General features: G+C 64.3%; 21 protein-coding genes. 13 read left to right on the forward strand and 8 right to left on the reverse strand.

What is annotated here, in order from left to right:
* The first annotated feature begins 108 nt into the window (after nt 1-108).
* The gene (locus AC1DZP_RS06050; protein ID WP_477300815.1) at nt 109-1,245 is read left to right on the forward strand and encodes a Gfo/Idh/MocA family protein; all 1,137 of its coding nucleotides are present in this window, start codon (nt 109-111) and stop codon (nt 1,243-1,245) included.
* Nucleotides 1,246-1,255: 10 nt separating this feature from the next.
* A complete protein-coding gene (locus AC1DZP_RS06055) occupies nt 1,256-2,200 on the forward strand; it encodes an alpha/beta hydrolase (protein ID WP_477300817.1) in 945 nt (314 codons plus the stop codon).
* 10 nt (nt 2,201-2,210) lie between these two features.
* Here AC1DZP_RS06055 and AC1DZP_RS06060 read toward each other — a convergent pair whose 3' ends face one another.
* On the reverse strand, nt 2,211-3,245 hold the full coding sequence (locus tag AC1DZP_RS06060) for a LacI family DNA-binding transcriptional regulator (protein WP_477300819.1): 1,035 nt from the start codon (nt 3,243-3,245) through the stop codon (nt 2,211-2,213).
* A 426-nt stretch (nt 3,246-3,671) separates the two neighbouring features.
* Between AC1DZP_RS06060 and rsgA the strand changes: the two genes are divergently transcribed.
* Complete coding sequence (gene rsgA / locus AC1DZP_RS06065; RefSeq protein WP_477300821.1) at nt 3,672-4,682, forward strand: ribosome small subunit-dependent GTPase A; 1,011 nt, start codon at nt 3,672-3,674, stop codon at nt 4,680-4,682.
* A 24-nt stretch (nt 4,683-4,706) separates the two neighbouring features.
* On the opposite strand, the gene AC1DZP_RS06070 is transcribed toward rsgA, so the two are convergent.
* Nucleotides 4,707-5,240 (reverse strand): sterol desaturase family protein, encoded by a 534-nt coding sequence (locus AC1DZP_RS06070; RefSeq protein WP_477300823.1) that lies wholly within the window; start codon nt 5,238-5,240, stop codon nt 4,707-4,709.
* A gap of 189 nt (nt 5,241-5,429) precedes the next feature.
* Here AC1DZP_RS06070 and AC1DZP_RS06075 point away from each other — a divergent pair, with 189 nt between their 5' ends.
* Together AC1DZP_RS06075 and AC1DZP_RS06080 are read left to right on the forward strand one after the other, a co-directional pair.
* Nucleotides 5,430-5,903: an NUDIX hydrolase gene (locus tag AC1DZP_RS06075; protein ID WP_477300825.1), complete on the forward strand. Its 474-nt coding sequence runs from the start codon at nt 5,430-5,432 to the stop codon at nt 5,901-5,903.
* 291 nt (nt 5,904-6,194) lie between these two features.
* Nucleotides 6,195-6,593, forward strand: a complete 399-nt coding sequence (locus AC1DZP_RS06080) for a GFA family protein (RefSeq protein WP_095080944.1) — start codon at nt 6,195-6,197, stop codon at nt 6,591-6,593.
* Here AC1DZP_RS06080 and pobA read toward each other — a convergent pair.
* From pobA to pcaD, 6 genes are read right to left on the reverse strand one after another with little or no spacing between them, the layout of a single operon-like run.
* Nucleotides 6,590-7,762 (reverse strand): 4-hydroxybenzoate 3-monooxygenase, encoded by a 1,173-nt coding sequence (gene pobA / locus AC1DZP_RS06085; protein WP_477300827.1) that lies wholly within the window; start codon nt 7,760-7,762, stop codon nt 6,590-6,592. The two genes, AC1DZP_RS06080 and pobA, sit on opposite strands and share 4 nt — an antisense overlap.
* A complete protein-coding gene (locus AC1DZP_RS06090; protein WP_477300829.1) occupies nt 7,762-8,814 on the reverse strand; it encodes a 3-carboxy-cis,cis-muconate cycloisomerase in 1,053 nt (350 codons plus the stop codon). The genes pobA and AC1DZP_RS06090 overlap by 1 nt, the downstream gene beginning before the upstream one ends.
* Nucleotides 8,815-8,826: 12 nt before the next feature.
* Entirely contained in the window at nt 8,827-9,441 is a 615-nt protein-coding gene (gene pcaG, locus AC1DZP_RS06095; RefSeq protein ID WP_477300831.1) for a protocatechuate 3,4-dioxygenase subunit alpha, read from the reverse strand.
* Nucleotides 9,441-10,196 carry a protocatechuate 3,4-dioxygenase subunit beta gene (gene pcaH / locus AC1DZP_RS06100; protein ID WP_477300833.1) on the reverse strand — a complete coding sequence of 252 codons (756 nt, stop codon included), beginning with the start codon at nt 10,194-10,196 and terminating at the stop codon, nt 9,441-9,443. Before pcaH ends, pcaG begins: the two co-directional genes overlap by 1 nt.
* Nucleotides 10,186-10,593 (reverse strand): 4-carboxymuconolactone decarboxylase, encoded by a 408-nt coding sequence (pcaC, locus tag AC1DZP_RS06105; protein WP_095080935.1) that lies wholly within the window; start codon nt 10,591-10,593, stop codon nt 10,186-10,188. The genes pcaH and pcaC overlap by 11 nt, the downstream gene beginning before the upstream one ends.
* Complete coding sequence (pcaD, locus tag AC1DZP_RS06110; protein WP_477300834.1) at nt 10,586-11,395, reverse strand: 3-oxoadipate enol-lactonase; 810 nt, start codon at nt 11,393-11,395, stop codon at nt 10,586-10,588. The genes pcaC and pcaD overlap by 8 nt, the downstream gene beginning before the upstream one ends.
* Nucleotides 11,396-11,488: 93 nt before the next feature.
* Here pcaD and pcaQ point away from each other — a divergent pair, with 93 nt between their 5' ends.
* From pcaQ to AC1DZP_RS06150, 8 genes are all read left to right on the forward strand, one after another.
* Nucleotides 11,489-12,406 (forward strand): pca operon transcription factor PcaQ, encoded by a 918-nt coding sequence (gene pcaQ / locus AC1DZP_RS06115; protein WP_477300836.1) that lies wholly within the window; start codon nt 11,489-11,491, stop codon nt 12,404-12,406.
* Between the two features lie 143 nt (nt 12,407-12,549).
* Complete coding sequence (locus AC1DZP_RS06120) at nt 12,550-13,866, forward strand: ABC transporter substrate-binding protein (RefSeq protein ID WP_477300838.1); 1,317 nt, start codon at nt 12,550-12,552, stop codon at nt 13,864-13,866.
* A gap of 21 nt (nt 13,867-13,887) precedes the next feature.
* Complete coding sequence (locus AC1DZP_RS06125) at nt 13,888-14,631, forward strand: ABC transporter ATP-binding protein (RefSeq protein WP_477301160.1); 744 nt, start codon at nt 13,888-13,890, stop codon at nt 14,629-14,631.
* On the forward strand, nt 14,628-15,356 hold the full coding sequence (locus tag AC1DZP_RS06130) for an ABC transporter ATP-binding protein (protein WP_477300840.1): 729 nt from the start codon (nt 14,628-14,630) through the stop codon (nt 15,354-15,356). Before AC1DZP_RS06125 ends, AC1DZP_RS06130 begins: the two co-directional genes overlap by 4 nt.
* Complete coding sequence (locus AC1DZP_RS06135; RefSeq protein WP_477300842.1) at nt 15,353-16,243, forward strand: branched-chain amino acid ABC transporter permease; 891 nt, start codon at nt 15,353-15,355, stop codon at nt 16,241-16,243. Before AC1DZP_RS06130 ends, AC1DZP_RS06135 begins: the two co-directional genes overlap by 4 nt.
* Nucleotides 16,240-17,298 carry a branched-chain amino acid ABC transporter permease gene (locus tag AC1DZP_RS06140; protein ID WP_477300844.1) on the forward strand — a complete coding sequence of 353 codons (1,059 nt, stop codon included), beginning with the start codon at nt 16,240-16,242 and terminating at the stop codon, nt 17,296-17,298. The genes AC1DZP_RS06135 and AC1DZP_RS06140 overlap by 4 nt, the downstream gene beginning before the upstream one ends.
* A 2-nt stretch (nt 17,299-17,300) precedes the next feature.
* Nucleotides 17,301-18,086: a coniferyl-alcohol dehydrogenase gene (locus AC1DZP_RS06145; RefSeq protein ID WP_477301162.1), complete on the forward strand. Its 786-nt coding sequence runs from the start codon at nt 17,301-17,303 to the stop codon at nt 18,084-18,086.
* Between the two features lie 76 nt (nt 18,087-18,162).
* The gene (locus AC1DZP_RS06150) at nt 18,163-19,608 is read left to right on the forward strand and encodes an aldehyde dehydrogenase (protein ID WP_477300846.1); all 1,446 of its coding nucleotides are present in this window, start codon (nt 18,163-18,165) and stop codon (nt 19,606-19,608) included.
* Nucleotides 19,609-19,634 lie beyond the last annotated feature (26 nt).

Below are 19,634 nucleotides of genomic sequence, written 5' to 3' on the forward strand. Positions count from 1 at the left end.
CAAGATTTAAACTGCATAATGGTGCATCAATGTGCTTATGACGTGGGCGAAGGATGGCCACGTGAACGAAGAATCGCCGATCCTGACGGACGGACGCCGACTGGAGGAATGATGGAAAAGCTTGGTGTAGGGGTCATAGGTTGCGGCAACATCGCCATGACCTACATGCGCAACGCAGCTCTTTTTGCAGGCGTGGAGTTGAAGGCCTGCGCCGACATCTCCGCGGACGCGGCCGCCCTGCGGGCCCGCGAATACGGCATCAGGGCAATGGGCGTCGATGCCTTGCTTGCCGATCCCGAAATCGGCCTGGTTCTCAACCTCACCATTCCCGCCGTGCATTTCGACGTCACCATGTCGGCGCTTTCGGCCGGCAAGCACGTCTTCACCGAAAAGCCGCTTGCCACCTCAGCCGCCGACGGACAACGACTGGTCAGCGAGGCGAAGTCGCGCGGCCTGCTGCTTGGCTCGGCGCCCGACACCTTCCTCGGCGCTGCCGGACGCCGCGCGCGTCGGCTGATGAACGCCGGCGCCATTGGCCGTCCGGTCACCGGCACCGCCTTCATGATGGGCCGCGGCATGGAGCACTGGCACCCCAACCCGCAATTCTACTACCAGCCTGGCGGCGGCCCGGTGTTCGATATGGGCCCCTATTATCTGACCATGCTGGTCAACCTGCTTGGCCCGGTCGAGCGTGTCATGGCAATGGCGACGCGCGGTCAGGAGGAAAGGCTGATCACCGCCGACGGACCGTTCAAGAACACCACATTCAAGGTCGGCACGCCGACCAACGTGCTATCGCTGCTTGAATTCCGCTCGGGTGCGACGGTCACCTTCGGCGCCTCGTGGGACGTCTTTCGCCACTCCAACCACCCGATCGAGCTGCATGGCACGGAAGGCTCGCTACGCCTGCCCGATCCCGACACGTTCGGCGGCACCGTGTCGCTGTCCGAGCACGGCGCCAACTGGAAGGATTTTGCCAGCGAAGGCGACCTCTACGGCTCCCGCAACTGGCCCTATGCGGCGCCCGACCGCGCCAATTATCGCATGCTCGGCGTCGCCGATCTGGCGCGTTCGCTACAAACCGGTAACACGCCACGCGCCTCCGGCAACCTCGCGCTGCATGTGCTTGAGATCATGGAGGCGATCCTGCGTTCCGGCGAGGGCCAGGGCTCGGTGATGGTCGCGGGCGACGTCACTCAGCCGTCTCTGCTGACCGAAGAAGAGGCAAGCGACCTGCTTGCCTGAGGATATGACGATGACACTCGACCCGGATGCGCTGCACGTCCTCGAAATCGGCCGCGCGGCTGGCGGAGAGCCGTTCGAGAATGGGGACGTGGCTGCGGCGCGGGCCGCCTACAACGCCTCGTTCCCGACGCTGCAGGGCGAGCGCGAGCCGACCGCTGCGACCCTGGAACAGCGGATCGAAGGGCCGAACGGCCCTATTTCGGTCCGCATCCATCGCGGCCTCGGCGCACCGCAAAGCGGGGCGCCGGCGCTGCTCTACCTGCATGGCGGCGGCTGGGTCGTCGGCAACCTCGATTCGCATGACGAGATCTGCCGCTGGCTGGCCAATCTCGGAGGCGCCGTCATTGTCTGTCCCGACTATCGCCTGGCACCGGACCACAAGTTTCCCGCCGGGCTGGAGGATTGCCTGGCGACACTGCGCTTCATGACGCAGAACGCCGCCGCTCTCGGGATCGACCCATCCCGCATCGGCGTTGCCGGCGACAGCGCCGGCGGCAATCTCGCCGCCGTGCTGGCGCTGCTTTCTCGCGATGGGCTGGCGCCATCCCTCGCCGCACAGATCCTGATCTATCCCAACACCGATGCGCGGCAGACGGCCGACAGCTACCGGCGTTTCGGCGACGGTTTCGGGCTGACGGCAACCACCATGGCATGGTTCCGCGACCACTATGTGCGAACGCCTGACGACATCGTGGACTGGCGCGTCTCGCCCTTGCTGGCACCCGATCTCGGCGGCGTCGCGCCGGCTTTCGTCGCACTTGCCGGCTGCGACATCCTTGCCGACGAAGGCGAAGCCTATGCCGAACGCCTGCAAGCCGCGGGCGTGCCGCTGGTCCTGCGGCAATGGCCGGGCAAGATCCACGGCTTCGTCTCGATGGGGCGCCATATCCCCGCCGCGCGGCAAGCGGTGGCCGAAGCGGTGGCGGCCTGGCGCCAGTTCGAGAAGGATCGCTGAAGCTGGACGCTTAGGCCGACTGACGCATCACCAGCGTCGCGCCGAGCTTGACCCTTTGCGCCATGCCCTGCCTTGGCGGTTCGGCCTCGTCCAGCAGAGCTAGCAGGATCTCGACGCTGCGGCCTGCCATGGCGGCGAAATCCTGTGCCATGGTGGTCAGTGCCGGACAGGTGTAGCGGCTCAGCGGATGATCGTCATGCGCGGCAACGCGCAGATCGCAGTCAGGTCTGCGGCCGATCTTCAGTCCGCGCGAGAACGCGGCCGCCATCACGCCGAAGGCCAGACGATCATTAGCGCACAGGATGGTGCGGCCTGGCAGACCGCCAACATCGAGTGTCCTTTCCATCCATTCATGGCCGATGCGCTCGAAGTCCCAGGTGTAGTCGCGCGCCGCGTCGATGACGACCGGTTCCAAGCCGGCGACTTTCATCGTCGCCATGTAGCTTTGCAGCCGCTCCCCCGAATTGTGGTTGACATGCGGAATGTCGACATAGACAGGCGGTTCTCCGGACCGGTTGAGATAGTCAACCATGGTCGACGTGCTCTGGTGGTTGTCGTTACCGACGAAGGGCGTGTCACCCTCGATATAGGTGTCGAAATAGACGATCGGAATGTCCTGCCCCAACTTGTCGAAAACACTCCGATCGGAGGCCAGGCCGAGCGGCGCGATGATCGCGCCGGCGACCTTCAGTGACAGCAACGTCCTGACCGACTCCGCCTCCAGCTTCTGCGAGCCATGCGAAGAAATGACGATCGGCCAATAGCCCTCGTCGCGGCAGCGAAATTCGATGCGGCTGACCATCTCGGCATAGAACGGATCCGTGATCGTCGGTACGACGATGCCGATGTTGCGGGTGCGCTTGCGGTTGAGATTGCGGGCGAAAAGGTTCGGCTGATAGTCCGAGGAACGCAACGCGGCTTCGATGCGCGCCCGCGTGGCCGGCTTCACACTCGCCGGATCGTCAAAATATTTCGACAGCGTCGGCCGGGACACGCCACATGCCCGGGCAAAATCATCCATCGTGCGGTGCGTCTTCTCCGCCATCGAACGTCAGGTCCCTCTTGCCCACACCCGCCGATCGGAACGATCCGCCCGTCACCAGTCATGCGGCCGTTGTCCGAAGGCGGCAATGCTTGGCCGAACTTATTCAGTCAATTTTCACAGTTTCCAGTACAGCGCGAAAACATTACGAGCGTCAATTTATTTGTTGACGATATGAAAAATGACATTCCTCGATCAGAACGAAGCCTCCCGTCGTGCGGCGGGATCCCAGATCGCCGTGTGACGGGATAGGTTCCGACTGGATGCTTGCCGCGCGGGCCATCGGCAAGGCCCGCCTTGCCAAATGCCGCCATGCCGCCCATACACGGCTGGGCAATCGCCCCCGCCCCGTTCACGCCCCACCTGCCAGGGATCCTGCCCGATGTCTGCGACGCCGTACCCCCGGGCAAAGCCGTGACGGATCCTTCCATGCCATCTCTCGCCAGCCTGGGCTGGACGGATTTTTTCGGCGACCAGCTCGAGCCCGGCGAAGCCAATCTCGTCCCTGCGCGGATCGCCACGGTCCATCGCGACCGCCTGACCGGCCTGTCCCGGGCAGGGCCAATCGATCTGACGCTGCCGGCGCAGGCGAACACCGGTGACTACGCCGTCGGCGACTGGGTGCTCGTCGACGCGCATGACCGGCTTGTGCAGCGCCGCCTGACCCGCAAGACGGTGCTGGAACGCCGCACCCAGGGCGGTCGGGTGCCGCAGCTGGCAGCGGCCAACGTCGACACGCTGTTCATCGTCACCTCATGCAATGCCGACTTCAATCCGGCCCGGCTCGAGCGCTATCTGGCGCTGGCCAACGAGGCCGGAACGACGCCGGTGATCCTGTTGACCAAGGCCGATACCGCAGCCGACGCCGACGCGTATCAGCGGCAGGCCGCCGCGCTGCAACGCGGCCTGGCGGTGATGACGCTGAACCCGCGCACATCGGATGCGGCGACCGCGCTCGCCGCCTGGTGCGGTGCTGGCCAGACGGTCGCGCTGGTGGGCTCCTCCGGCGTCGGCAAATCGACGCTGGTCAACACGCTGGCCGGATCGGGCCAGCGCTTGCCGCAACAGACCGGAGACATCCGCGAACACGACGCCAAGGGGCGTCACACCACCACGTCGCGGTCACTGCACGCCATTGCCGGTGGCGGCTGGGTGATCGACACGCCGGGAATGCGGACGCTGCAGGTCAGCGACGTCGCCTACGGCATCGACACGCTGTTTGCCGAAATCACCGAACTCGCGCCGCTCTGCAAGTTCCGCGACTGCACCCACGTGCATGAACCGGGCTGCGCGGTGCAGGCCGCCTTGAAGGCAGGCACGCTCGATCCGGAGCGTCTTGCCCGCTGGCGAAAACTGTCCGACGAAAACCAGAGCAACACGCCGGTTCAGAGCGGACCTCGCGGAGCCAAATCCCCCGGCGGTCGCGGAAAAAGGCGTTGAACGACCGAGGCACTGCCCCTGGCTTCAGAGCCGCGCYGTGCCGAAAACACGATCCCAGAATATGGACGTGACACCGAAATTGACCGTTTCGTCGACATGATGATGCACGGCGTGACGGCGCTTGAGTGTGTAGAGATAACTCGGATGGGAGGGGTGCCAATGATGGATCATGTGATGGACGCTGATGTACCAGAGGTAACCCAGCATCAGTCCGCAACTTACAGCGCTTGCGGCGGCGAAACCTGAAATCATCCAGACCGGGAAAAACGCGACCAACGCATGCACTCCAAGGCTGAGCCAGGTCGGCGTGCCCACCGAACTGCGCTCTTCGACATGGTGACGATCATGCAGGTCCTTGATGTGGGGGATGTGGTGCAGGACGAACCTGTGCAGGACGTATTCGGTCAGCGTCCAGAGCAAGAGGCAGGCGACGACAGTGACCAGCCAGCCCGGCGCATTGTCTTCGCCGGCCTCGATCAGCCCGGCCACTGCCAGCACGGCGATCACCAGCGGATACACCACGAAGTCGCTGTAGTAGCCAATAAGACCGAGTTGCATCGTCACGCCTCATCTAGCCTTCGAGCCGCCAAATAAGCGATGGTCAGATTGCCGGACTCGCGGGTGAGGAGCAATGCAGTCGCACCTGACATAGCGTCGCAATCATTCGGCGCAAGGTCGGCGCCCATGATCCAGGGGAATCGGTGGACCGCCGCCTTCACAACCAGCTTTACAAACGGACATTAAAAAATGGCAAAACGTAGTGCGGGGTTGCTGATCCACAGTCGAAGCAAGGGCGATCTCAGGGTGCTTCTGGTTCATCCGGGCGGACCGTTCTGGGCGAAGAAGGATGATGGTGCGTGGTCGATACCGAAGGGCCTCGTCGATGAGAACGAGGACGAGTTGACGGCGGCGCGACGCGAGACCGAGGAAGAGCTTGGCATCAAGATCGATGGTCCCTTCACGCGGCTCGGCGACTACAGGCAGCCGGGTGGAAAGATCGTCATGGCGTGGTCCGTCGAGGCGCGTATCGACATCGATGTGGCAGCCATCAGGAGCAACACCTTCACCATGGAGTGGCCGCCAAGGTCGGGATCGATGAAGGAATTCCCGGAAGTCGACAGAGCCGGCTGGTTCGCCTTGCCCGAGGCTGAGGTCAAGATCCTCAAGGGGCAGCGACCGATGCTGTCGGATCTTGCCAGGCAAAAAGACGCTGAACGATGATCGCCGGCGATGCGGTCCTTAAGGCGCGCCGCGCTTTGAAGCTATGTTTTTTGCATGTCGTTGTCCCAAGACCGGGACCACTTTTGGGCGACATGCATCAGGCCGCGGACTCATAAAGGCGAAGCGCCAATCTGATGGCCGCCAAGGCCAAAACAACTCCCCGCGCATGCGAGAACAATCACTAGCGCCGGATGTCGCAATTGAGCGCCAGCTCGGCGTATCTCATGGCGACTCTCTCACTACGCCCGGTACAAAGTATTGGCCAGGTCAGTTGACTCAAGGAGAATTTGCATGCGCGGTCATTGCTTATGTGGCGCTATTGCTTTCGAAGTCGATGGCCCGGCACAAGCATGCGTGAGCTGTCATTGTGAAAGTTGTCGGCGCCAATGTTCTGCGCCGATGACCACCTACATTGGCGTCTTGGACAGCCAATGGCGATGGCTAGGCAAGCCACCGAAGGTATTCAACTCTTCTCCCGGTGTGGAAAGAACATTTTGCGATGAATGTGGCTCGCCGCTGTCCTTCCGCTCAAAGAACATGTCCGGTGTCATGCATTTTTTTGCCGCAGCGATGGAGGAGCCGGAAAAATTTGCACCCACGCTGCATGTCGCTTTTGAGGAGAAGCTCCCTTGGTTGAAACTCGCCGACGGCCTGCCGACACGGTTTGGGCCTGACTATACGAAAAACTAGTAAGGCAGGCCGACATAGTTCTCGGCGAGCCCAGTCGACGCTGCACGCGAGTGTACGAGGTAGTCGAGCTCGGCCTCCTGGATGCGCTGGCCGAAATCGCCGGTGTCGGGAAAGCGGTGCAGCATCGTCGTCATCCACCAGGAGAAGCGTACCGCCTTCCAGACCCGTGCCAGCGCCTTGTCTGAATAGGCGTCGATGCCGGCCATCGATTTGTCGCGGTAGAAGTCGCGCAAACCGGCAAACAAGTAGCGCACATCACTGGCGGCGAGGTTGAGGCCCTTGGCGCCGGTCGGCGGCACAATGTGGGCGGCGTCCCCGACCAGGAACAGCCGGCCGAAACGCAGCGGCTCGGCAACGAAGGAGCGCAGCGGCGCGATCGACTTCTCGAAGGACGGACCGGTGACGACGCTTGCCGCCGTCTGCTCCGGCAGGCGGCGGCGCAACTCGTCCCAGAACCGGTCGTCCGACCACGCCTCGACGCGGTCGCCCTCGGGGCACTGGACATAGTAGCGGCTGCGATGCGTCGAGCGCATCGAGCACAGCGCAAAACCCCGCTCATGGTTGGCGTAGACCAGTTCGTGGTCGGCCGGCGGCACTTCGGCCAGCACGCCGAGCCAACCGAACGGATAGTGGCGCTCGAAGGTCTTCAGCGCGCGCTCAGGCACCGATTTGCGGCTGACGCCGTGATAGCCGTCACAGCCTGCAATAAAATCGCACTCGATGCGATGGGTGACGCCGTCCTTGTCATAGGTGGCAAAAGGCGCATTGCCGTCGAAATCGTGCAGCGTGACGTTTGCCGCCTCGTAGATCGTGGTCAGTCCTGCCGCATCGCGCTTGTCCATCAGATCATACGTCACTTCGGTCTGGCCGTAGACGGTGACATGCCTGCCGCCGGTCAGCGCCTCGATGTCGATGCGGTGCAGACGTCCGTCGAAGGCGAGCGAGATGCCGGAATGCGGCAGCCCTTCGGCGTGCAGCCGTGCCGCGGCACCCGCTTCCTCCAGCAGTTCGACGGTACCCTGTTCGAGCACACCGGCGCGCACGCGGCCGAGCACATGCTCGCGGCTGGCGCGCTCCAGAATGACCGTCTCGATGCCGATCGTGCCGAGAAGCTGGCCAAGGAGCAGGCCGGACGGTCCGGACCCGACAATGAGGATCTGCGTGCGCATCAGCGTCCCAGGCTTTCGACCTGCCCTGCCAGTTCGGCGGCAAGGCGCAGCGACGCGGCTGTCGCCACCACCATCTGCGGCAACAGCAGCCATTCCAGCGTCCAGGCCGCGCCCGAGCGCTCCTGCTCATGCACCACGGCCTGATGCATGCCGGAAAGCTGCGTGGCGTTGAAACGGGCAAGCGCCACCAGCGCCTCGGCCATTACCGGATTCTGCTTGTGCGGCATGGCCGACGAGCCGCCACCGCCCGAAAGCCCGATGTCGGTGCCGCCTTGCGCCATCAGCGCGATGTCCTGGCCGAACTTGCCGAGGCTGCCCGTCACCAGCGACAGCCAGCCGGCGAAATCGGCAAACGCGTCGCGCTGGCTATGCCATTGCGGCGCATCGGCAAGGCCGAGCTTTGCCGCGAGGGCCGCCCGCACCGCCGGCCCCTTGTCATCCAGCTTTTCCAGCGTGCCGGCGGCGCCGCCGAACTGCACCACCAACAGGCGCCTCGACTGTTCCACCAGCCTCTCCTGGTGTCGTTGCAGCGGTGCCCGCCATGCTGCCACGCGATTCGATACCCGGATGGGAATAGCGTTCTGCATGCGGGTGATCCCGGTCAGCGCCCTGCCCCCAAAACGCTCTTCGAGCGAGGCGAGGCGCATGCCGGTTTCGGTTAACAGGAGGCTGAGATGTTCGACGACGGATTTGAGCCGAAGCATCAGGCCTGTGTCGACGACATCCTGGCTGGTCGCGCCGAAATGAACGGAGGCACCATGCGGTTCGCCGACCGCCGCCCTGATCTGGCGCACCAGTTCCGGCACCATGACGCCGTCCCTGGCGACACCGGCGCGCAACAAGGCGGTGTCGGGCCGGAATGTGCCGAGCCCCGCCACGATGGCTGCTGCCGCCTCCCCCGTGATCAGTCTGTTTTCCGCCTCCACTTCCGCCAGCGCGCGCTCAAAGGCCAGCATCGCCTCGATTTCCGCCTCGACGGAAAAATGCCGGCTCGCTTCCTCGTCGCCGAGAAGAGCGGAGAGCAATGGATGGTCGAAGGGCGAAACGGTCATGGCGCGAGCCTCCTAGCTGTCGAAGAAGACCGTTTCCTTCTCCCCCTGGAGATGGACGTCGAAGACATAAATATCGCCGGTGCGCTCGGCGATCAGCGTCGGCACGCGGATGCGGTTCTCGATGCGCGCCAGGATCGGATCCTGCGCATTGGGCTTCTCCTCGTCGGAAAAATAGAGCCGTGTGTGCAGGCCGAGATTGATGCCACGGGCGACGATCCAGAGCGTGATATGCGGCGCCATCAGGCGGCCATCGGCGAAAGGCACGCGACCCGGCTTGATGGTGTCGAACGTGCACAGGCCGGTGTCCATGTCGGTCGGGCAACGGCCCCAGCCGATGAAATTCGGATCGGCCGTGCCGCGCAGTTCCGCCGGCGAATTGTATAGCCCGTCGGCATCCGCCTGCCAGATCTCGATCAGCGCGTCCTTGAGCGGCGTGCCGGTGCCATCGAGCACGCGGATGCGCAGGCCGATGCGCTCGCCCTTGGTCTTGTCGTTGACCATGGTCGCACCAAGATCGCTCGCATAGACGCCGCCGATGCCACAGAAATTGGGCGTCAGCCCGATATGGACGTAGGGTCCCGCGGTTTGCGAGGGGCTTTCCCTGAGCCGGTCGAGCGACTGGGCCATCAATTGCCCTCCAGCCTGTTTTCGAACAGCGAGGAGCGGCGTCCGCGCAGCACGATGTCGAACTTGTAGGCGCGCGCGTCGAAGGGGATTGTCGATTGCATGTCGAGCGCGGCGATCAGCGTTTCGATCGCTGCCTTGTCGGGAATGCCGCGCGCGATGGGGCAGTGCCAGATCAGCGGGTCGCCCTCGAAATACATCTGCGTGATCAGCCGTTGCGCGAAGCCATGGCCGAAGACCGAAAAATGGATGTGCGATGGCCGCCAGTCGTTCGGCCCGTTCGGCCAGGGATAGGGACCGGGCTTGACGGTGCGAAAGGCATAGCCGCCATCCTCACTGGTGATGGCGCGGCCGCAGCCGCCGAAGTTCGGGTCCAGCGGCGCCAGGTAGCCGTCCTTCTTGTGGCGGTAGCGGCCGCCGGCATTGGCCTGCCAGAATTCGAGCAGTGCGCCGGGCACGCCAACGCCACGTTCGTCGAGCACCCGCCCATGGACGATGATGCGCTCGCCGATGGCGCTCTCGCCTGGTCTGGCGAAATTGTGGATCAGGTCGGCGTCGAGTTCGCCGAGCATGGCGTGACCGAAGAGCGGGCCGGCAATCTCCGAAAGCGTGTTGTCGAAGGCGAGCAGTGCCTTCTGCGGCGAACGCAGTACGGAAGTCTTGTAGTTCGGCGTCAGCGCCGGCGGATGCCATGTCCGGTCGCGCTGGAAGAAGGCGCCTGTCTCGGGCCTCCGGTTCGATCCGGACTCAGCGGGCATTCTTGGCTCCGTCCATTTCCGAAAACACGTCCTTGGCGATCTTGAAGGCACGGTTGGCGGCCGGCACGCCGGCATAGATGGCGACATGCAGGAACGCTTCGCAGATGTCGTCGCGCGAGGCACCGGTGTTGGCGGTGGCGCGCACATGCATGGCGACCTCCTCATCATGGCCGAGTGCTGCCAGCAGCGCCAGCGTGACGATCGAGCGCTCGCGCTTGGTGAAGCCCGGCCGTGCCCACACCGTCCCCCAGGCGGCCTCGGTGATCAGCTCCTGGAAAGGCTGGTCGAAACCGGTGGCGGCGACCTCGGCCCGATCGACATGCGGATCGCCGAGCACGGACCGCCGTACGCCAAGGCCCGTGCGATATCTGGCGGTGTTGCCGGGGACTTCATCCATGGGTTTCGGCTCCAAGGGCAAGCGATGCGATAAAATGGCGGATCAGGGCGACAAGTGCTTCGGGCTGTTCGACACAGGGAATATGTCCGGCGTCGCGGATGATCTCGAAGCGCGCGCCAGGAATGAGAGCGGCCAGCGAGCGGACAAGATCGGGAGGCGTCGAGCCGTCCTGATCACCGGCGATGCAAAGCGTCGGTACGGAGATACGGCGCGCGGCCTCGGTGAAATCGGCGTCGCGAACGGCCGCGCATGTCCCGAGATAGCCGGCGAGCGCCTGCCTGGTCAGCATGTTCCAGTAGCCGTCGAGCTCGGCTGAACGCGTTGCGTGGAAGCTGGGGGTGAACCACACTTTGAGCACACCATCGGCAATCTCCTGGATCCCTTTGCTTTCGACCGTTGCGATGCGCGTGTTCCAGCTGTCCGTCGTGCCGATCTTGTGGGCCGTGTCGCACAGGATCATGGCCTCGACGATCTCGGGTCGCCGGGCATAGAGGCCTTGCGCGACCATGCCGCCCACCGACAGGCCGCACAGTACGACCTTCTCCAACCCGAAATGATCGAGGAGCGCCGAGAGATCGTCGACATGATCGTCGATCGACCTGATGTCGCCGATGTCGGACAGGCCGTGGCCGCGCTTGTCATAGACCAGCAAGGGCATTTCCCCATCAAGAGCCGAGACAATTTCGTCCCAGATCCGGAAGTCGGTGCCGAGCGAATTGATGAACACGATCGGGCGCGCACTGCCGTTCGCCCTGACGTGACGGTGATGCAGCGTGATGCCGCCAATGGTGACGAATGGCACGATTTCGATCCTCCATCTCCACATTGCACAAGGCATTTGGTTCGGTAAAATGATATTTTGCGCCGTTTCATTAACTTAGGGGTTATCAAATCCATGTCCGAGAGCCGCATCCGGTTCCGTCACCTGCAGGCATTCCTGGAAGTTGCACGGCAAGGAAGCGTGGCGCGAGCGGCCGATTTGCTGCATGTCAGCCCACCGGCGGTGACCAAGACGTTGCGGGAACTGGAAGAGGCGCTCGGCGTCGCGGTGGTCGAACGCGATGGCCGCGGCATCAGGCTGACGCGCATCGGCGAGATCTTCCTTCGCCATGCCGGCACGGCGATCACGGCGCTCAAGCAAGGCGTCGATTCCGTTCGGCAGGATGGGGCGGTCAACCGGCACCCGATCCGCATCGGCGCGCTGCCGACGGTGTCGGCGCGGGTGATGCCGCTTGCCATGACCCTGTTCCTCAAGGAGGGCACCGGGGCGGCGATCAAGATCGTCACCGGCGAGAACGCGGTGCTGCTCGAACAATTGCGCACCGGCGCGCTCGATCTCGTTGTCGGGCGGCTGGCAGCGCCGGAGAACATGACCGGCTTCTTCTTCGAGCACCTCTACTCCGAACAGGTGCTGTTCGTGGTGCGAGCGGGACATCCGCTGCTTGATCCCGGGCAGGACGTGTTCGCGCGCCTCGACGAATTCCCGATGCTGATGCCGACGCGGGAATCCGTCATCCGTCCCTTCGTCGACCGGCTGTTCATCACCAACGGCATGACCGCGCCGGCAACCGAGATCGAAACCGTCTCGGACTCGTTCGGTCGCGCCTTCCTGCGGCAGAGCAATGCCGTCTGGATCATTTCGGCCGGCGTCGTCGCCAATGAACTGGGCAGCGGCGCCTTCATCGCCTTGCCGGTCAACACCGAGGAAACCAAGGGCCCGGTCGGCCTGACGATGCGGACGGATACCGCGCCCTCGCCGGCCTTCTCCATCCTGCTGCAGACCATCCGCGAAGCGGCAAGGCAAGGCAGCTGACGTCTCGGAACATTCCAACCGGACGTCGTCTCGGCTGCGTGGTTTCCTAACCCAGGGGTTAATGAAACACCGCAAAATATCATTTTACCGAACCAAACCGGTGGTGCACTGTGGCGATGGAGGAGCCACAGAGGGAGGAAAATATGACCCACGCCATTGGCAGCAGATCCACCATTACAGGCCTATCGCGACGCCAGTTCATCGCCACATCGATTGCCGGCGGCGCAGCGCTCGCGCTTGGCGGCCGCGGCGCCTTTGCTCAAGCAGGCGACACGCTCAAGGTCGGCTTCGTCAGTCCGCGCACTGGGCCGCTCGCCGGTTTCGGTCAGACCGACGGCTACGTGCTCGATCTGGCCCGCAAGGCGCTGGCCGGCGGGCTCGACTTGGGCGGCAAGAAGTACAACGTTGAAATCCTCGACCAGGACACGCAGTCCGACCCATCGCGCGCCGGCCAGTTGGCCAAGGACCTGATCAACAACCAGGCCATCGACCTGATGCTGGCCGTGTCGACGCCCGAGGTGATCAACCCGGTGGCCGACGCCTGCGAAGCCGCAGGGGTGCCGTGCCTGTCGACAGTCATGCCTTGGGAGGCCTGGTATTTCGGCCGCGGCGCCAAGCCCGGTGCACCCTCGCCGTTCAAATGGACCTATCATTTCGGCTTCGGCGTCGGCGAGTTCTTCAAGACCTACATCTCGCAATGGAACCTGATCGAGACCAACAAGAAGGTCGGCGTCATGTATCCGAACGACGCCGACGGCAACGCCATCCGTGCCAATCTGGCGCCACTGCTGGCCAAGCAGGGGTTCACCATCGTCGATCCCGGCGCCTATGAAACCGGCACCACCGACTATTCCTCGCAGATCGCGCTGTTCAAACAGGAAGGCGTCGAGATCTTCAATTCCTTCCCGATCCCGCCGGACTTCGCGGCGTTCTGGCGTCAGGCGGCACAGCAAGGGCTGATCAAGCAGATCAAGATCTGCCAGGTCGCCAAGACCGGGTTGTTCCCGTCGGATATCGAAGCCCTCGGCGATCTCGGCATGAAGATTTCGAGTGCCGCCTACTGGCACAAGGCATTCCCCTACAAGTCGCCGCTGACCGGCGTTTCGGGAACCGAGTTGGCCGACGGCTATGAGGCGGCGAGCGGCAAGCAGTGGACGCAGCAGCTTGGCGCCTCGATGTCGTTGCTCGACGCCGGCTTCGAAGCGCTGAAGGCAAGCACCGACGCCAAGGACAAGGCGGCGGTGGCCAAGGCGCTGAGCCAGCTCAAAACCGAGACGATGATCGGCAAGGTCGACTTCACCAGCGGCCCGGTTGCCAATGTCTCTCCCGGCCCGATCATCGGCACGCAATGGGTGGCCGCCAAGGAAGGAGCCAAGTTCCCGCTCGACTATGTCGTGACCGAGAATGCCACGGACCCGAAAGTGCCCGTCGAAGCCAAGCTTTTGCCTTACAACGGCTGATGGACCGCTGACGAGGATCGCCTGGTGACCCATCCGCAACAACAGGCGATCCTCGCCGCCGCCGCTATCCATAAGCGCTTCGGCGCACTCGTGGTGCTGGATGCCGTCGACTTCACCATGGCCGCCGACGAGGCGGTCGGCATTGTCGGTCCGAATGGTGCAGGCAAGACGACACTGCTCAGCGTGCTGGCCGGGGCTTTTCCACCAAGCTCAGGCACGGTCAGCTTCAAGGGCGGCGACGTGACGCCGCTGTCAGCGACGCAGCGCTGCCGGCTCGGCCTGGTGCGCACGCACCAGGTGCCAAAACCGTTCAGCGGCATGACCACCTTCGAGAATGTCTTCGTCGCCGCCTCGCACGGCGCCGGTCTCGGCCGTGACGAGGCCTATGAGGAAGCGCTCGGCTCGTTGAAACTGTGCGGCATGCTGGGCGTTGCCAACCGGCGCGCCGAAACGCTCGGGCTGCTCGATCGCAAGCGGCTGGAACTGGCAAGGGCGCTTGCCGCAAGACCGACGCTGCTGCTGCTCGATGAGATCGGCGGCGGCCTGACCGATGGCGAAGCCGGCGAACTTGTCGACACGATCAAGGAATTGCGCCGGCGCAAGATCGGCATCGTCTGGATCGAGCACATCGTTCATATCCTGCTGCAGGTGGCCGAGCGGCTGATCTGCATGGATGCCGGCAAGATCATCGCCGATGGCGAGCCGCAAGCGGTGATGGCCGACCCTGAGGTCGTGCGTGCCTATCTCGGCGGAGGCCCGAAATGAGCCTGCTGTCGGTCGAGAACCTGGTTGTCCGGCATGGGCTGCTGCAGGCGGTGCGCGGCGTCAGCTTGACCGTCGAACGCGGCGAGACGCTGGCGCTGGTCGGTGCCAATGGCGCCGGCAAGACGACGCTACTCCGGGCCATCGCCGGGGCGCATCAGCCGGCCGCCGGCCGCGTGCTGCTCGACGGCGCCGACCTCACCAGCGTGCCGTCCCACAGGCGCGTCGGGATGGGCATCGCGCTGGTGCCGGAAGGACGAAAACTGTTCGTGCAGATGACGGTCGAGGAGAACCTCCTGCTTGGCAGGACCGTCGGCCGGCCGGGCGACTGGAGTGTCGACAAGGTGCTCGAGATGTTCCCCAACCTCAAACCGCGCCGCCATGCCAGGACGGGCCACCTCTCGGGCGGCGAGCAGCAGGCGACGGCGATCGGCCGGGCCTTGATGAGCAACCCTGAACTGCTGTTGCTCGACGAGGTTTCGCTCGGCCTGTCGCCGCTGATCGTCGACCGTGTCTACGCCGCGTTGCAAGGGCTGATCGCTTCAGGGACGACGATCATCCTGGTCGAACAGGACCTCAACCGGGCGCTCGATGTATCCGACAGGGTCATCTGCATGCTCGAAGGGCGTGTCGCGCTCGAAGGACCAAGCAAGGAGGTTTCGCGCGACGAGGTGACTAAGGCCTATTTCGGTCTGCACCGGAAAAGCACCGGAAGCGTTCCGGCATGAGCAACCAGATCATCCAGGGCATCCTTCTCGGCGGCTATTACGCGCTGATCGCCTGCGGCCTGTCGTTCATGTTTTCGGTGATGCGCATCATCAACCTCGCGCATGGCAGCCTTGCGGTGCTTTCCGCCTATGCGCTGTGGTTGCTGGCCTCGCGATTCCACGTCTCGCCCTTTGTCGGCCTGCTCATTGTGCTGCCATTGATGGCGGCGATCGGCTGGGCGCTGCAGCGCTTCCTGCTCGAACGCAGCGCGCGCGGTGGAGCCCTGCTGCCGATCCTGACGACGTTCGGCCTGGCCATCGTCATCGACAATCTGTTGTTCGAGCAGTTCGGCGCGGATACGCGTTCGCTGGCGCCCTATATCGGCAGCCTGTCCTATGATTCCTGGGAATGGCCAGGCAGCATCTATGTCGGCAAGCTCGCGGTGATGATGTTTGCCACCGCAATTGTCCTGCTCGGCGGGCTGCAATTGTTCCTCACGCACACCAGGCTTGGCCGCTCGATCCGCGCCACATCGGAAGACCCCGATACGGCCGGCCTGGTCGGTGTCGATGCCCGCCGCGCCAACGCCATTGCCGCGGCCATCGCCATGGTCACGGTTGGCCTTGCCGGTGCGTTCCTGGGCATGCGCGCTACCTTCGATCCCTATGCCGGGGCGCCGCAATTGCTGTTCGCCTTCGAGGCGGCGGTGATCGGTGGCGCCGGTTCGCTGTGGGGAACGCTGATCGGCGGTATCGTGCTGGCGCTTGCCCAGACGCTCGGCGCACAGGTGCATCCGCAGGGGTTTCTGATCGGCGGCCACGCTGTCTTTCTCGTCGTGCTTTTCGTGCGGCTGTCCGCGTCCGGCCTCGGCCTGCGCGGCCTGCTGCGCCTCGGGAAGACGTCATGAGTGCTCCCGCCGCCATGCCTGTCATCGAGCGCGGCACGGCGACATCGCGGATTGCCGCGATGGCCGTCGCCGTCATCATCGCGTTGCTGGCGATCGCGCCGCAGTTCCTGTCGGCCGGTGCGGTCGACCGCATGACCGCACTGTTCATCTATGTGATCCTAGCGGCGATGTGGAATGCGCTGGCCGGCTTCGGCGGGCTGGTCTCGGTCGGCCAGCAGGTGTTCTTCGGCCTCGGCGCCTATTTCGCCATCCGGCTGGCCGATGCGGGCCTCAACCCGTTCCTGGCGCTGTTCGCCTCCGGACTTGTCGTTGGCGTGGTGTCTATCCCGCTCTCGCTTTTCATGCTGCGGCTGAGAAATGGCGAATTCGCCATCGGCATGTGGGTGATCGCGGCACTCACGCATCTCTTGGTCAATCTCGACCGGCTGGTGCAGGGCGAAACCGGCACCTCGCTGATCTCGCTGAATGTCTACGACGCCGGCACTAGGCGAGCGACGATCTACTGGCTGGCGCTGGCCTCGATGACCGCGCTGCTTGCCATCCTGTTTGGTCTGCTGCGCGGCAGCACCGGTGCCGCGATCCGGGCGATCCGGGACAATGAGGACGCCGCCGCCTCGGTCGGCGTGCGCGTCACCGGCACCAAGCGGCTGCTGTTCGTGCTTGCCGCCTTCGGCATCGGCATTGCCGGTGCGCTGTGGCTGGCGACCTCCATCACCTTCCAGCCGAAGACCTACTTCAACGTGCAATGGACCGCCTACATGATCTTCATGGTGCTGGTCGGCGGCATCGGCACTTTCGAGGGCGCCATTCTCGGCGCGCTGGTGTTCTTCCTCATCGAGACATGGTTCGGCGGCACCGGTGTCTGGTATCTGGTCGGGCTTGGCGCCACGGCGGTGCTGTTCTCGCTTTTCCTGCCGCGCGGCCTGTGGGGGACGATCGAGGAGCGCTTTGGGCTTCGCCTGCTGCCGGTCGGTTATCGCGTCAGGCTCGCGGCGGCCTCCGCAGATGACGACGCGACGCCACAACAAACCAAGATGCATCAGGAAAAGGCATGACCATGCTCTTCGGCAAGACCATCCTTGTCACCGGCGTCGCTTCCGGCATCGGCGCCCGCACCGCGGAACTCGCCGGCCAGTTCGGCGCCGATGTGATCGGCGTCGATGTGCGTGAGCCGGCTGCCGCGGTTGGCAGCTTCGTCAAGGCCGACATCTCGTCGAAGGCCGGTGTCGACGATCTCATCGCGCGTCTGCCGCAGCGTATCGACGCACTCTGCAATGTCGCTGGCCTCTCCGGCAACACCGGTGCGGCGGCGACACTGGCCGTCAATTTCTTCGGGCTGCGGGCGCTTTCGGAAGGTCTTGTGCCAAAACTTCGCGAAGGCGGCGCCATCGTCAACGTCGCCTCGATCGCCGGCTATGGCTGGCGCGCCCATCTCAATCGCGCCGCCTCGATGGTCGGCATCGAAGGTTTTCCCGATGTCGCCGAGGTGGTCTGCGACCATGCGGTCAGGAACGAGGAAGGCTATCCCGTCTCCAAGGAACTGCTGCTGCTATGGACCTTCAGTGCGGCGCACCAGGACCTGTTCAAACGCCGCGGCATCCGCGTCAATGCGGTGAGCCCTGGCCCGGTCGAGACACCGATCCTCAAGCAATTCCGCACCGTGCTCGGCGACGCCCGCGTCGACAGCGACATCGCCAGGGTCGGACGGGCCGGCACAGCGGGCGATATCGCACCGGTGGTGCTGTTCCTGTGCTCGGATGGCGCGCGCTGGATCAACGGCGCCAACGTACCGGTCGATGGTGGCCTCGAAGCATCGATCAATGCCGAAATGTTCGGATTCTAGACCATGATCCCGAAAAGCGGGAACCGGTTTTCGGGAGAGATCATGGTCAAGCAGGAATAGAGGGATGGAGACAGTCATGGACATCGGACTACTGATCGACGGCGACGAGCGGGCTGCCTCAGGTGCGGCGTCCTTCGAACGCATGGATCCGTTCACCGGCAGGCTGGCGACACGCGCCGCCGCGGCCAGCATTGCCGACGCCAATGCCGCGGTGGAGGCTGCCCAGGCGGCCTTTCCGGCCTGGTCGAAGACCGGGCCTGGCGAGCGCCGCGCCTTGCTGAGCAAAGCGGCCGACGTCATGGCCTCGAAGGTCGGCGAATTCACCCAGCTGATGATGGAAGAGACCGGCGCGACCGGCCCGTGGGCCGGCTTCAACGTCATGCTGGCGGCCAACATGCTGCGCGAGGCGGCGGCGATGACGACGCAGATCTCGGGCGAGATCATCCCATCCGACAAGCCGGGCACGCTGGCCATGGCGATCCGCCAGCCGGCTGGTGTGTGCCTCGGCATCGCGCCATGGAATGCGCCGGTCATTCTCGGCACCCGCGCCATCGCCATGCCGATCGCCTGCGGCAACACGGTGGTGCTGAAAGCATCCGAAATGTGCCCCGGCACGCACCGACTGATCGGCCAGGTGCTGGTCGAGGCCGGCCTGCCGAAGGGCGTCATCAATGTCGTCACCAACGATCCCAGGGATGCCGCCGGCATTGTCGAGGCGCTGGTCGCGCACCCTGCAGTCAAGCGCGTCAACTTCACCGGCTCGACCAAGGTCGGCAGGATCATCGCCGAACTCGCTGGACGGCACCTGAAGCCGGCGCTGCTCGAACTCGGCGGCAAGGCGCCGTTGCTGGTCCTGGACGATGCCGACATCGACGCGGCCGTCAACGCCGCCACCTTCGGCGCCTTCATGCATCAGGGCCAGATTTGCATGTCGACCGAGCGTCTGATTGTCGACGAGAAGGTCGCCGATGAATTCGTTTCCAAGCTCGCGGCACGCGCGTCGCAACTGCCGGCGGGCGATCCACGCGGCCATGTCGTGCTGGGCTCGCTGATCAGCAGCCAGGCGGCCGACAAGATGGAGGAACTCGTCACCGATGCCGTCGCCAAGGGCGCCAGGCTGGTGGCCGGCGGCAAGCGCAGTGGAACCGTGGTGGAAGCGACCTTGCTCGACGATGTCACGTCGGCTATGCGCATCTATGCCGAAGAATCCTTCGGGCCGGTCAAGCCGGTGATCCGGGTCAAGGGCGAGGACGAGGCCGTGCGTGTCGCCAACGACACCGAATACGGCCTGTCGTCAGCCGTCTTCAGCCGCGACATCAAGCGTGCCATGGCGGTCGCCGCGCGCATCGAAGCCGGCATCTGCCATATCAATGGCCCGACCGTCGGCGACGAGGCACAAATGCCGTTCGGCGGCGTCAAGGGCTCGGGCTATGGCCGTTTCGGCGGCAAGGCATCGATCGCCGAGTTCACCGATTTGCGCTGGGTGACGATCGAGGATCCGGGCCAGCATTATCCGTTCTGAACCGACCCCCTTTGGACGGTTCGACA

The sequence above is a fragment of the Mesorhizobium sp. P2_F8 genome, from assembly GCF_056403655.1.